The following is a 13,175-nucleotide window of genomic DNA, read 5'->3' on the forward strand; positions in this document are numbered from 1 at the left end:
GGCGCCGAATTATAGATTTGGAAACCGATCTTTATTCAGCGAGGAGTGCGAGCGCATGCAAAAAACATGGTGGAAAGAAGCGGTTGTCTATCAAGTGTACTGGAGAAGTTTTTACGATACGGACGGAGACGGGTACGGGGATTTGGAAGGCGTTATCCGGAAACTGGATTATATAAAAGAGCTCGGAGCGGACGTAATCTGGCTCAATCCCATCTACGGATCGCCGGATGTCGATAACGGGTACGATATATCGGATTACCGGACCGTAATGGCCAAGGCCGGCACAATGGAGACGTTCGAGAGACTGCTCGGTGAAGTTCATGCCCGGGGCATGAAACTGATTATGGACCTGGTGGTCAACCACACGTCTGATCGGCACCCATGGTTCACGGAAGCCCGCTCGTCCAGGGATAACCCCAAAAGGGATTATTACATCTGGCGCCGGGAAGCGAACAACTGGAGATCCTATTTCACACCTTCCGCTTGGGAATACGACGAACGGACGGGCGAGTATTATTTTCACTCCTTCGCAACGGAGCAGCCGGACTTAAACTGGGAAAATCCTCGGGTGCGCGAGGAAATTTACGAGATGATGCGCTTCTGGCTCGACAAAGGCATCGACGGCTTCCGGATGGACGTCATTAATCTGCTTGCGAAGCAGGCGGGTTTTCCCGATGCGGAGCATCCGGAGAATATTTCCTATCTGGGAAATAATCCGGGGATACACGAGTATTTGCAGGAAATGCACGAGCGGGTCCTGAAGCATTACGACGTTTTTACGGTCGGGGAAATTCCGTTTGTGACGCCGGAGGACGGCCTGCTCTATGTAGGCGAAGAACGCGGCGAGCTCAACACCCTGTTCCATTTCGAGGTTTGCGATTATATGGCTCACTGGGAGATGGACAAGTTCAAGGCGATTCAGAAAAGGTGGTATGACGGCATGTGGGGCCGGGGCTGGAACTCCCAGTTCCTGAACAACCATGATCATACCCGGCTTGTCACCCGGTTCGGCAACGACAAGGAGTACCGCGTACAATCGGCCAAATGTTTTGCCGTGCTGCTCCACACCCTTCCCGGAATGCCTTACGTCTACCAAGGGGAAGAGATCGGCATGACCGGAGTGCGGTTCGATTCGATCGAGGATTACAACGATATCGCGTTAAAGAACAAGTACAAGGAAGAAGTGGAAAAAGGCCGTGATCCGCAGGAAGTTTTCCGGAGCCTGCTGCACCTGGCGAGAGACAATTCGAGAACTCCCGTGCAATGGGACAGCTCGGCCAACGGCGGTTTTACGGAGGGCACCCCGTGGATCAAGGTGAACCCGAATTTCCGGGAAATCAATGTGGAGCAGGCGCTCGCCGATCCGGATTCCGTTTTTTACACGTATCAGAAGCTGATTCGCCTCCGCAAGGAAAATCCGGTGATGATCTACGGGACTTACGAGCCTCTTCTGGAAGAGGATGACCGGATTTACGCATTCCTGCGCGAGTTGGACGGCGAGAAATGGCTGATCCTGCTGAATATTTCGGACCGGAGTACGGTTTGCACGCTGCCCGGCTCCATAGCTTCGGCGGAAAAAGAGCTGATTCTTGCGAATTACAAGGTGAACGGTCCGGACGGTTCTTCTTGCGAAATGAAGCCGTACGAGGCCCGGATTTACCGGGTAAAGGGCTAACGGAGGGCTAAAATCACGATAGCGGACGTGGGGCTGATTTTTCACCCCCTCAATGATTGATGGCTTTAAAAGGTTTGACCTGTCACGAAAACGCGCCTTCCTTTGTTTAATAGGGGAAAAGAATCCCGTTTAGGGGAACTTGTACAGGAGGGTTGGAGATGAATGTTTTTGTGGCAGGCGCTACCGGAGCGATAGGACGATTCTTGCTGCCGCTGCTGGTAAAGGAAGGGCATGCCGTATACGCGATGGTTCGCAGCGAAGCCGGGAAGGAAGCGGTGCTGGCGCAAGGGGGAGTACCGGTGGAGGCGGATGCCTTCGACCGGGAAGGACTGATTGCGCAGCTTCGGAGGGTGCGGCCCGAGGTCGTGATTCATCAGCTTACGGCGCTTAGCGGTTATAATCTGGAAGAGAACGCCCGGATCAGGAAGCAGGGCACGCGCAATCTGGTGGACGCCGCACGGGAGGCGGGTGTCCGGAAAATGATTGCCCAGAGCATTTCGTGGATGTATGAGCCGGGGGAAGGGCCTGCCGGGGAAGAAGTGCCTCTTGATCTGGAGGCGCCGGAGCCGAGGAAGACGACGGTGGACGGCGTAGCCGCACTGGAACGTGCGGCGGCGGAGATGCCGGAATCCGTCATTCTGCGTTACGGGCTGCTGTACGGCCCCGGAACCTGGTATGCCCGGGAGGGGGCCATCGCCGGCAAGATTCGCAGCGGCGAAGTGAAGGCGACCGAAGGCGTCAGCTCCTTGCTTCACGTGGAGGATGCCGCACTGGCCGCGGTTGCTGCGCTGAAGTGGCCCTCGGGGGCGGTCAACATCGTGGACGACGAGCCGGCCCCGGGCACGCTCTGGCTGCCCGCTTACGCTACGGCGCTCGGAGCCCCCGAGCCGGAGTTCCAGCCGGGCCAAGGCCGGGGCGAACGCGGGGCGTCCAACGCCAAGGCCCGGCGCGAATACGGCTGGGAGCCCGTGTACCCGAGCTGGCGCGAAGGGTTTAAAGCCAGTCTGGCGCAAGGGAACTAAGCGCGCCAGTTGATGGAAGGACCGGAGGTGTATGTGCCTCCGGTCCTTTTGGTTTGCGCGGGCGGTGCGGTCCGCTTCCGCACCGCGTCCGGCCCCGGGGCGCGCAGTGCGTGGCGCCGCGTTTCGGCCGTCCGGGCCGGATGCGGGAGACCGCGCCAGGCGCGGCATTACCCGGGCCGCAAGCCGCCGGGTCCGGCGTCGGTCCGGCCGAGAGCTGCCAGGCCCGGGCACCGAGCCGGACTGAACGCTGCCCGGACCGACCGTGAGCCGCCTGGCCAAAGCCGCGGGTGCCTCCGGACGAGGATGCAAGAGTGGCATCCAAGCCCGCAAGCCCGCAAGCCCCACGGGAACCCTCCGGCCTGCTTTGTCTTTATGCTGTTGGAACCTTACTGTCCCCACTTCAGGGACATCGTAAGGACGCAGCATGCGGGGTCTTGAACGCCGGGAGTCACGGTCACGATAAGTCCGCTCGGGGTGTAGCGGGCAGACAGGACAGAGGAAATGGCGATGTCCTTCATGAGCCGGTCGACCTCCTGCTTGCGGCCGGCCTGTGCCGCTGTCATCAGCCGGCGGGCGAACGGCTCGTCGGACAGCCGGGCGAGGACCACATTGCCGTCGGCGAGGAGTTTGCGGAAAGAAGCGGCTGACGAGATCAGCTGCTTCGGTTCGACGGGCGGATATCCGGATCCGGGATTTTCCGGAAACCGGGGATACGGGCCCGGTCCGGCAGGCAGACCGTGAACGGCCGATACGAACTCGGGGGGACAGAAAGGATACGGGACGGGATAAGGGGGGCTGTACATGCTTACAGACTCCTTTTCGGGCGTTCTTTTGTACACTTTATGAAAAATCAGGAGGGTTGGTGTCCGGCCGGTCCCCTGGACTTCAGACGGGGAAGAATTACCTTCGCAGGTCCAATGCGGACAGTCAATATCTGGTGATATACTTGGAAAGCGAGGTAAGGCTCGGCTGGATTCAAGAACAATGTCGGTTGATTGGAGTGGAGTGATTACATGAGAAGAAATATGGGTTTTCTGCTGATTGGCGCGGGGGTGCTGGCGCTGCTGTATTATTTTAATCCGGTGGGCGTGTTCTCCTGGAACGGACTTTCTTTTAAAACGCAGGCCATACATCTGGAAAAAACGGCGGAAGCGGCTTCCTTACAAAATATTACCGTACTGACAGGAAGCGCCGATACCAGAATCGTCAAAGGCGAAGGGGAGCAAGTGAACGTACGCCTGGACGGCAGTGTCAGCAAAAAGCAGGCGGAGAAATTTCGGCTCAAGGTCGATGCCCAAGGCGATACGTTATCGGTCGGAATTGAGGAACCTAACGAAATCGGAGTAGGCGTGACGATTATCGATGTAGAGCTGGTTGTGGAATTGCCCGAGAAAAACTGGAAGTCCATCCGGGTACAATCCGGGAGCGGCAATATCGACCTGGATTCTCTGAAAGGAGATTCCGTCCAAACCAAAGCGGGAAGCGGCGACACCTCTCTCCGTGAGATTAAATTCGCCAAGCTGGTTGCGAATGCGGGAAGCGGCAGTATTAACGTGTCCGACGTTCAAGGGGACGCTATTACGCTAAAAGCGGACTCCGGCGATATCAGAGCCGAACAGTATGCGGCGAACGACCTGAAATTCGAAGGGCACAGCGGAAATGTCGAGCTTAAAGAGGGCAAGGGCTCTCTGCAAGGGGAGACGCATTCCGGCGACATCCGCGTGGAAGCGGGCGAGCTGCTGCGGGACGCGGATTTCAAATCCGGCAGTGGCAACGTGAAGATAGAACTGACCGAGGAGCCCAAATCGCTGGCCGTCGACTTCGAGGGCGGCAGCGGCAACGGAAGCATCGACTTGGAAAACTTCTCCTATGAAGAGAAGAACGATGAGAAAGATCGGCTGAAAGGTAAATTCGGCAGCGGCGAAGTGAAGCTCAAAGTAAGAACCGGCTCGGGCAATTTTAAGCTGACCAAATAATTTAGAGCATGAACCATCCACGTATGAAAAAGCCTTGACCCGGAAATGGGTTAAGGCTTTTTTGCTAGCAGTCGAACGTTTTTATAAAATTCTTTTGGTCCTTTGTAAACGCATAGCCGCGGTTTTCATAGAATCTGTGAGCCGCTGTCCGGCTCGGATGGGATAATAATTTGATTCCATAAAATCCGTTGGTTTTTCCCCAGGCTTCAAGACTCTCGATCAACATACTGCCTGCGCCCTGATTTCGGAACGTTTTCTTCACTACAAATCCCAAGATATTGACTAATGAATCGGAAAAAAGCAGTTCATAGGGGCTTCCGTGGATATATCCGATAACTTCCTCATCTTGTTCACAGACCAAAATGATGTCGTTTGTCTTTTGGATGATGATTTCAATCTTTTTTTTTACTTTTTGTTCAGAAAACGAATGCAGGCTCGGATTGAAGTCTTGGTTTAACAAATAAATGGCCGGATAATCGGGCAATCGGATTTCCCTGACCTGTTTTTCTTTCATTTTTCCACCGCCTCCCGTTCTCATTTGAGTTTGCCAAGATTCTCGGAAAATAGAAAGGCCAAAAAATGGTTAATAATAAAAAGAACAGAACAGGAGGAGGCCAATATCATGAGAGAAACGATCAAACGAGGCAACGGCTATGCGGTGATGGAAAACGGGGAAGCAGTCGCCGAAATTACGTATCAGCCGCTGGGCAGCGAGTCGCTGGTGATCGATCATACTTTCGTATCCGAAGCTCTGCGAGGTCAGAAAGTGGGCGAAGAGCTGGTCCGGGCGGTCGTCGATCAGGCGAGGGAAGAGAAGAAGACGGTCGTTCCGGCCTGTTCGTACGCGCATGCCCTTTTCAAGCGGCACAAGGAGTATCACGATATTTGGCGGCGTGAAGAAGAATAGACTTCAGCGGCGAAGGCATGTGTACCCGGCGGGGATCTTGAACCGGCGGACGGAATTCGGATCGGGGCGGTAGGGCCCCGTTTCCCGGCAATTTGACGACGAGCGTTCATTCCAGACGGAATGGCGCTTTTTTATATGTCTGATTCTGTAATATTCCCCCTATATTCAATAGATTTATCCCTACTTTTGGTTATGTACCCGTGTTTAAATGGAAGTAGGAAAGGGCTTACATTTCTTTCGCCAACCGTTTTTTTAAATCCGTGAGGAGGTGGGAATACGCTACGCGCTTCGGATGCAGCATGCATTCCATTCCGCGTTCCCCGGAACGCAGATCAACCAATTCAGGAGGGATCTTATTTATGAAAAAAATTTTAACCGGTCCAAAATCGGTTGTGAAGAAAACCGCCGGTTTTCTGCTGACCGCGACTTTGTTCGCCTCTTTAATTCCCGCAATGGCTTCGGCGGCCGATCGTGGAGCATGGGCGGCATCGACTTCCTATGCGGTTGGCGATACGGTCACATACAGCGGCAAAACTTATCAGGTCGTACAGCCGCATACGTCGTTAAACGGCTGGGAGCCGCCTAACGTTCCCGCCCTGTGGAAAGAAGTACAAGGAGGAGGAACAGTCGACAACCAGGCACCTACAGCGCCGACAGGCCTGAAGGTTTCCGGAACGACGACTTCCACCAGTATCACGGTTGCCTGGAACCCGTCTACCGATAATGTAGGTGTTACGGGCTACGATATTTACAGGGACGCTACGCTTGTTGGAAGCGTTTCCGGCAGTACGCTGACTTACACAAACACGGGATTGACCCCGAATACGGCTTATTCGTACACAGTGAAAGCGAAAGACGCCGCAGGCAACGTGTCGGCGGCAAGCAGCGCGCTCAGCGTGACTACACTGCCTACGAGCGGAGGCTCCGACACACAGGCGCCGACTGCACCGGGCAACTTGACTGCGACGGGATCGACTACGTCGAGCGTCTCCCTGTCCTGGAGCGCGGCAACGGATAACGTCGGCGTTACCCAATACGATGTGTACAGCAACGGCGTCCTGGCGCAGTCGGTAACGGGCTTGACCGCTACCGTAACGGGCTTGTCGGCCGACACTTCCTACACGTTCACGGTGAAGGCGAAAGACGCGGCAGGCAACGTATCTCCGGCCAGTGCGGCCGTTACGGCCAGAACCCAGCCGACCGGCAGCGGAGGCGGTCAACTGCCGAAGCACATCGTGACCGGTTACTGGCAGAACTTCGTTAACGGTGCGAAGAACCTCAAGCTGAGCGAAGTGCCGGCCGAGTACGACATCATTGCCGTATCCTTCGCGGAGATGGACCGGACCAAGCCGGGCGGCGTTACCTTCGGCATTGACCCGGATCTGTCCAAAGCTCTCGGCGGTTATAGCAATGCGGATCTGATTAACGATATCAAAGCGAAAAAGGCGCAGGGCAAGAAAGTCATCCTGTCCATCGGGGGCGAGAAAGGCAACATCGACCTCAGCAGCGCTTCGCCGAACGTATCCAACTTTGTCAGCACCATGTCCGGCCTTATTACGGAATATGGATTTGACGGCCTCGACGTGGATTTGGAGCACGGCTTCAACGTTCCGAACCTGACCACGGCGGTCCGCCAGATTCAGGCGAAAGTCGGCTCCGGCTTCGTCCTGACCATGGCTCCGCAAACGATCGACATGCAGAACAACCAAACGAGCTACATCCAGTTCTACAACAACGTGAAAGACATTACGACAGTCATCAACACCCAGTTCTACAATTCCGGCTGTATGCTCGGCCGTGACGGCAAGTGTTACTCCCAAGGAACCGTCGACTTCCTGACGGCTCTTACGGATCTCGCGATCCAGTGGGTATCGCCTAGCCAGCTCGGTATCGGCGTTCCGGCAACCTCTTCGGCTGCGGGCGGCGGTTATGTATCCGCATCGGTTGTGAACAACGCGCTGAACTGCCTGGCAACCGGCAACAGCTGCGGAAGCTACAAGCCGGTAGCGAAATATCCGGACATCCGCGGTGCCATGACCTGGTCCATCAACTGGGACGGCATGAACGGCTACAGCTTCGCGGAAACGGTCAAACCTTTCCTTAACCAACTGCCTTAATGTCCGTCTTCAGGCAAGCTAGGATTTGCTCCAAAGACTTCCCGACGATCCACGTCGGGAAGTCTTTTATTTTTGTAAGAAAAGTTTAAGGAAAATTGAAACATTCTTTATAAAGAATTCGTTACTCACTAATGAGAACTTGATACAATGAAGTGTATCCACCATAATCTTCAAATACACACGGGATTATCGGGGTGGGGAACATTTCACCACACGTAAGGGGGAGAGCCGTGCAGCAACCGGCAAAATTTTTCAAGTACCTGAAACCTTCCACAGGGAAAGAGCGCAAACAGTCGACACGTCGTTGGAACATTTTCTATGTGGGAGTTACGTTGGCTTTGGTGGGCATGGCAGTTCCGTTTCGTGCGGGGATGCCGCAGGCTCACATGGCCGATGCAGGAAGTCAGGCGCTTGGAAGCGGCACGACGATTGCAGGCGGAACCCCGGATCACCCGAGCATCTTATCAGATAAAACGAAACAAACCGGAGCCGCAACAGCGGCAGTTTCCGCCGGAAGGGGCGGGACGCCTCCACCCGTCGGGGCAGGCGCGGGTGTCGCCGCACAACCGGTGAAGCAGCCCCCGGTACCCGGGAGCAAGCTTGTGCAGGTCACGGAGCCGGAGACGGGCATCGCCATCGCGCCGACTATCGTGACGGAGCTGCGCAGCAAGGAGCAGCTGGAGGAGCTGTCCGGTCCGGCAAAGCCCGCCACCGTCATCCTCCATGTGAGCAGCGGACTCCGGATTACGGACCCTTCCGGCAAAACGGAGCTGGGTACGCTAGAGGCCGTTCTGGACAGGCTGGGCCGCCGGATGATCCCGGCTTTCTACGTCCGGGACGAAGAGACGGCGGACAGCGTGGCCGGGCTGCTTAAGAAGAGCGGCATCGAGGACGCTTTCGTCGTGTCCGACCGGGGCGAGCTCGTCAAGCGGGCCAGAACGCTGTATCCGGCCTTACGCGGCATCGTGGATTTCAGCTCGGCCGGGAATCTGTCGGCGGACGATCTGCTGAACATCCGCCGCAAAACGACGGCCAGTCTGGCCAAGATCGCCATTCTGCCCGGGGCCTCGGCCTCCCGTTCCTCCGTCGCGTACCTTCAGCAGAGGCTAATCGTCGTCTGGACGAAGGAGGCGGGGACGAAGGCCGGTCCGGAGCTGGGTCTGCACACGCTGATTACGGCGGGGGTTAACGGGATTGTGACCGATTCGCCCAAGGCGGCCTTCAAAGCCCTGAAAGTGTATTCCCACGGGAATACGCTGATCCGCAAGCCGTACATCATCGGGCACCGGGGAATGCCGTCGAAGGCTCCCGAGAACACGATCGTTTCCAACCGTCTCGGCCTGGAGGCGGGAGCGGATTTTATCGAGAACGATATGTACCTTACCAAAGACGGCCGGCTTGTGATCATTCACGATCCTTTGCTCGAAAGCACGACGAACGGCAAAGGCAAGGTCGAGGACTTTACCCTGGCCCAGCTCAAAAAGCTGAACGCCAACAAACCGCATCCGGCCGGATTCCCGTACGTTCAGATACCGACGTTCGAAGAGCAGATCGACCTCGCCCGTAGTCAGGGCAAAATGATTATGGCCGAGATGAAATCGAAGAACCCGGCGGCGATGGATGCTTTTGTTAAGGTGGTTAAAGATAAAGGCGCCGAAGATTTAATCAACATGATGTCTTTCAATCCCGACCAGTTGAAACGTCTCTCCGAGCTGATGCCCGAAATGCCGATGGGGCTGCTGACCGGGGAAACCGCCAATGAGGCGAATATCGACGGGTCGCTGACCAACACGCTGCGGCTGATGCAGATGAGAAATACCACGTTCAATACCACTTACAAAGGGCTGGGACCGAACTTTATGGAAGCGGCCAAGCACCGGGGAGTTCTGATTTCTCCCTGGACGTTTAACGACAAGAGCAATTTTGCTAAATTTTTCTGTTACGGCGCATTCGGCATTACGACGGACTACGCGTTCTGGGCTTCGGATTGGGCGGCCTCCGTTAAACCGGTGCAGGACCATATCGTCGTCGGCAACTATGAAAGCAAGGACTTGTCCGTCCTGATGGAAACGTTCAAAGGCGACCGGGTTGAGAAGGCGGCCGATGTGATTCTGCTTGACGGCGAAATCAGTGTGGAGGCTTACGGAAGCCGGATCACGGCGAAAAGACCGGGCAAAGCCCACGCTCTTCTGAGATATACGGCGGTCATCGACGGCGGCAGCAAGTACGACTTGTACACGCAGCCCATCACGCTGGAAGTCCGGGATGTTAAAGAACCGGGCTGACCGAAACTTATTTTTTCGCACCCGGCGGCTTCGGGAAATTATGCGACGCGATGCGAAAAGCGTACGATCCTGCGGGATCTGTGCGCTTTTTTTATTGGAAAAGGGAACGCGAAAAAGCCCCGATTTCCTCGGGAGGAAACGCGGGACTCGGGTCGTTCGGCTGTTACTTGTTTTTGACGAGATCGTTGGAGCTTATGCCGAGGAAATCGAAAGCTTCTTTCAGCATAACTTGATCTTCTTTGTTCCAGTAGCTTTTCTGAATATCGGAAATGTTCGAATTTCTGGAGATGCGGTCCATCTGCATCTTCATGATCGAACCGCTGCACAGCACGGCAATGTGGGAAACGTGAGGGAATACGGTTCTTTGCGCTTCTTCCCAGATGCTGTTGACTTCCGGTGTAAACACGATCGGACGTCCGTCGCGCTCCATAAAGCGGTTGTCGACAAGCAGCTTGACTTTGCCCGCTTTGGCGCTATTTGCCACAGTTTCGGTAATGATGCGAGCAGCCTCTTGGGCTTCCTCGACCGTCAGGTTATCGACGACCTGCCAGGCAAAAACCAGGTTGGCTTTATCCATGTTGGAGCTGAATTTATCTTTTAGTACAACGCTCATTTGGATACCCCTTCGCGAATTATTTAAACCAGGATGCGAGCATGACGTCCAACGTGTTGCAGGTATACTTAACGAGATGCTCGGCTTCCTTCAGTTGTTTCTCGGTCATGTTCTGGATGAGATGATACACTTGGCTGTGTTCCTCGTCCGCCTCGCAGTGAATCGCCCAGTACTCGAGATCCGTGAAGCCGGTTTCCTGGAGAATTTTGTAGGCGTGAAGATAGACGGCGTGAGCAAAGCCTTCGCTCGTGCTGTTGATGATCAGCAGCGACATATTTTCGTCCATGGCCGCAACTGCGCGGTATTGGAGGGAGATAAAGTGTTCCGTCTCGTAATTGGCCGTATGGTTTTCGGGATCGTCCAAGCCGATGCCGATCATCCATTTGCGGAGCATTTCGGCATGGTCTTTCTCTTCGTCATAGTGAGTGGAGAAAACATCGTGGTCCACATCGGGGAACCGTTCCCATCTAAGCTTCAGCAGTTCGCCAAAATGTTTGGACAAATGATAGAGGTTGTTGCACCAGACGAAATACTGCGGATTTTTTTCCGCCGGGAAGTTCAGAAAGAACGGATTTTCAGTTTTAACACGCTCAAGCTCCGATGAAATGATCCCGCTGATTCTTTCGATAACTTCTTCTTTGGTTGTTGTAACGCTTGTCATTCAGGTATCTCCCCTTTCTACATATATATCGACAAAATAATGTAAATTATTAAGACAAATAACGACAAAATTCTGTAAAATTTTATTCTCTTCTGTTAAATTATCTTCTCTTGAAGTTTCAAGACAGGTTTGGGAAGATAAGAATGAAGTTGTGGACCGGAAAAGCAGGATCTGTACGATAAAAATTAGGAGGCGCGGCACTCGGCAGCGATAAGGATGCCGTATGCCCAGTGTCTCGGGTCGGCCGGAGGAAGCATCCGGGCTTAGGAGGTGCGTCGCGTCATGCGTGAATTTACACTGGATTTTTCGGCCAGCAAAAAGCCGATTTTTCACCAGTTATATACCTATTTCAAAAACGGGATCCGGGAAGGAAGGCTGCGCAGCGGAGAATATCTTCCTTCGCTCCGCAGCAGTGCCCGGTCTTTCGGCGTCAGTAAAAATAGCGTGGAAAACGCCTATCAGCTGCTGATATCGGAAGGATATCTGCGGAATATCCCCCAGAGGGGCTTCTGCGTGACGTACGAGCCGGATGCCTCCTCGCGCGAGGTTATCCGGTCGGAAGAAGCAAATACCCCCGAACGGACGGTCACGACGGATTTCCGCTACGGCAATATTGAGCTGGGGACGTTCCCCTTCCGGCATTGGAACAAGGTGCGCAATCTCCTGGTCGCGCAGTACCAGAGCCGTTATGCCGTCGAGGGAACGAGCCAGGGGGAATATCCGCTCCGTAAGGAGCTGTCCAGGCTTTTGTATGAATCCAGGGGTGTTTTGTCTACCCCGGACCAGATCGTCGTGGGAGCGGCCCCCCAGCAGCTCGTGATGCTGTTAAGCCAGCTTCTCGACGTGAAGAAGCACAGGATCGGTGTCGAGAATCCCGGTTACGACGGGGCCCGGAATACGTTTTTGAATCTGGGGTTTCGCGTCCACCCGATTCCATTGGCCGGCAGCGGTGTCTCTCTTCGGGAACTTACGGAAAGCGCCGCGAACGTGATGTATGTAAGCCCCTCCCAGCAGTTCAGGAACCGGATGACGATGCCTGCCGATAAAAGAACGGAGCTGGCGGATTGGGCCCGCTCCCGCGAATATCTCATCGAGGACGATTACGAATGGGAGTTTAAATACGAGGAAGGGATTCTTCCGGCGATTCAGAGCATGGTCCCGGACAAGACGGTTTATATTGGCCGGATCTCCAAGGCGCTGCTGCCGGTGTTCAATCTCAGCTACATGGTGCTGCCCGCCGGGCTTCTTTCCGAGTTTCACTTGAAAGTCCCGGAGTACGACCAACCGGTTTCCACATTGGACCAGCTTACATTCGCCCGGTACTTATCCGACGGATACTGGTACAAGCATCTGCAGCAGATGCGGAGGCTTTACGAGGAGAAGCGGCACTTTTTCTCGGAGGCCCTCGAACGGTATATGCCGGGAAAAGCGCAAGCCGAGGGCAAAGACACGGGGCTTCACGCTTTCCTGACCGTACGGACGGACCGGTCGGAGGACGAGCTGATCGAAGCGGCCCTGGAAAAGGGCGTGCGGGTGTATGGCACCGCCCGGTACTGGCTGCGGCCCAGGGACGAGCATCCGACCGTGCTGCTCGGATACGGGGCGCTGGGCCGGGAGGAAATTGCCGCCGGCGTGAAGGCGCTGGCGGAAGCGTGGTTCTGAGCCGCCGCATTGCGGGGGCGGCGGGCCGCTTGTTCCCGCTGCGCAGGCTCCGAGCGGGAAGGTGGGGCCGTGCTCTGTACGCCCGGCCCGCGCCGTATTGCGGGGGCGCGGCTGTGCCGGTACCGCCCCTTACGATTCGCGGGCCTGAGAGGGCGGTAGGGGATTCGGGCGTACATCGGCCGCACACTTGCCGCAGCTTGCCTGCAAGCCTGCCGCACGCCTGCGGGGTGTCCTGCTCACTTTGCGCGTTCTGTCCC

Annotated in this window: 11 protein-coding genes; 7 read left to right on the plus strand and 4 right to left on the minus strand. The window is 55.5% G+C overall.

The annotated features are described in order from the left end of the window. The first annotated feature begins 55 nt into the window (after positions 1-55). Both KVT34_RS18395 and KVT34_RS18400 read left to right on the plus strand, forming a co-directional pair. Positions 56-1,675 (plus strand): glycoside hydrolase family 13 protein, encoded by a 1,620-nt coding sequence (locus KVT34_RS18395; protein WP_217560274.1) that lies wholly within the window; start codon positions 56-58, stop codon positions 1,673-1,675. 158 nt (positions 1,676-1,833) lie between these two features. Further along, positions 1,834-2,697 carry an NAD-dependent epimerase/dehydratase family protein gene (locus KVT34_RS18400; RefSeq protein ID WP_217560275.1) on the plus strand — a complete coding sequence of 288 codons (864 nt, stop codon included), beginning with the start codon at positions 1,834-1,836 and terminating at the stop codon, positions 2,695-2,697. A gap of 386 nt (positions 2,698-3,083) precedes the next feature. Here KVT34_RS18400 and KVT34_RS18405 read toward each other — a convergent pair whose 3' ends face one another. After that, entirely contained in the window at positions 3,084-3,500 is a 417-nt protein-coding gene (locus KVT34_RS18405) for a YuzC family spore coat inner layer protein (protein WP_217560277.1), read from the minus strand. 210 nt (positions 3,501-3,710) lie between these two features. Between KVT34_RS18405 and KVT34_RS18410 the strand changes: the two genes are divergently transcribed. Next, the gene (locus tag KVT34_RS18410) at positions 3,711-4,673 is read left to right on the plus strand and encodes a DUF4097 family beta strand repeat-containing protein (RefSeq protein WP_217560278.1); all 963 of its coding nucleotides are present in this window, start codon (positions 3,711-3,713) and stop codon (positions 4,671-4,673) included. A gap of 64 nt (positions 4,674-4,737) precedes the next feature. On the opposite strand, the gene KVT34_RS18415 is transcribed toward KVT34_RS18410, so the two are convergent. Next, positions 4,738-5,187 carry a GNAT family N-acetyltransferase gene (locus KVT34_RS18415; RefSeq protein WP_217560279.1) on the minus strand — a complete coding sequence of 150 codons (450 nt, stop codon included), beginning with the start codon at positions 5,185-5,187 and terminating at the stop codon, positions 4,738-4,740. 108 nt (positions 5,188-5,295) lie between these two features. Between KVT34_RS18415 and KVT34_RS18420 the strand changes: the two genes are divergently transcribed. From KVT34_RS18420 to KVT34_RS18430, 3 genes are all read left to right on the plus strand, one after another. Continuing rightward, positions 5,296-5,580, plus strand: a complete 285-nt coding sequence (locus tag KVT34_RS18420) for a GNAT family N-acetyltransferase (protein WP_217560280.1) — start codon at positions 5,296-5,298, stop codon at positions 5,578-5,580. A gap of 359 nt (positions 5,581-5,939) precedes the next feature. Then, positions 5,940-7,697 carry a fibronectin type III domain-containing protein gene (locus tag KVT34_RS18425; protein ID WP_217560281.1) on the plus strand — a complete coding sequence of 586 codons (1,758 nt, stop codon included), beginning with the start codon at positions 5,940-5,942 and terminating at the stop codon, positions 7,695-7,697. Between the two features lie 230 nt (positions 7,698-7,927). Beyond that, complete coding sequence (locus tag KVT34_RS18430; protein ID WP_309244106.1) at positions 7,928-9,982, plus strand: glycerophosphodiester phosphodiesterase family protein; 2,055 nt, start codon at positions 7,928-7,930, stop codon at positions 9,980-9,982. A gap of 163 nt (positions 9,983-10,145) precedes the next feature. Here KVT34_RS18430 and KVT34_RS18435 read toward each other — a convergent pair whose 3' ends face one another. Continuing rightward, on the minus strand, positions 10,146-10,595 hold the full coding sequence (locus KVT34_RS18435) for a hypothetical protein (protein ID WP_217560282.1): 450 nt from the start codon (positions 10,593-10,595) through the stop codon (positions 10,146-10,148). Positions 10,596-10,614: 19 nt separating this feature from the next. After that, positions 10,615-11,256: an iron-containing redox enzyme family protein gene (locus KVT34_RS18440; RefSeq protein WP_217560283.1), complete on the minus strand. Its 642-nt coding sequence runs from the start codon at positions 11,254-11,256 to the stop codon at positions 10,615-10,617. Between the two features lie 282 nt (positions 11,257-11,538). Between KVT34_RS18440 and pdxR the strand changes: the two genes are divergently transcribed. Beyond that, positions 11,539-12,918: a MocR-like pyridoxine biosynthesis transcription factor PdxR gene (pdxR, locus tag KVT34_RS18445; protein ID WP_217560284.1), complete on the plus strand. Its 1,380-nt coding sequence runs from the start codon at positions 11,539-11,541 to the stop codon at positions 12,916-12,918. Positions 12,919-13,175: the final 257 nt, after the last annotated feature.

Origin of the sequence: Paenibacillus sp. GbtcB18, assembly GCF_019091125.1 — a bacterium.
GTDB lineage: Bacteria > Bacillota > Bacilli > Paenibacillales > NBRC-103111 > Paenibacillus_F > Paenibacillus_F chitinolyticus.

Coding starts and splice junctions, on each gene's coding strand:
- KVT34_RS18440 (WP_217560283.1), bottom strand. CDS start 11,256: ATGACAAGCGTTACAACAACCAAAGAAGAAGTTATCGAAAGAATCAGC.
- KVT34_RS18420 (WP_217560280.1), top strand. CDS start 5,296: ATGAGAGAAACGATCAAACGAGGCAACGGCTATGCGGTGATGGAAAAC.
- KVT34_RS18410 (WP_217560278.1), top strand. CDS start 3,711: ATGAGAAGAAATATGGGTTTTCTGCTGATTGGCGCGGGGGTGCTGGCG.
- KVT34_RS18405 (WP_217560277.1), bottom strand. CDS start 3,500: ATGTACAGCCCCCCTTATCCCGTCCCGTATCCTTTCTGTCCCCCCGAG.
- KVT34_RS18395 (WP_217560274.1), top strand. CDS start 56: ATGCAAAAAACATGGTGGAAAGAAGCGGTTGTCTATCAAGTGTACTGG.
- KVT34_RS18415 (WP_217560279.1), bottom strand. CDS start 5,187: ATGAAAGAAAAACAGGTCAGGGAAATCCGATTGCCCGATTATCCGGCC.
- KVT34_RS18400 (WP_217560275.1), top strand. CDS start 1,834: ATGAATGTTTTTGTGGCAGGCGCTACCGGAGCGATAGGACGATTCTTG.
- pdxR (WP_217560284.1), top strand. CDS start 11,539: ATGCGTGAATTTACACTGGATTTTTCGGCCAGCAAAAAGCCGATTTTT.
- KVT34_RS18435 (WP_217560282.1), bottom strand. CDS start 10,595: ATGAGCGTTGTACTAAAAGATAAATTCAGCTCCAACATGGATAAAGCC.
- KVT34_RS18425 (WP_217560281.1), top strand. CDS start 5,940: ATGAAAAAAATTTTAACCGGTCCAAAATCGGTTGTGAAGAAAACCGCC.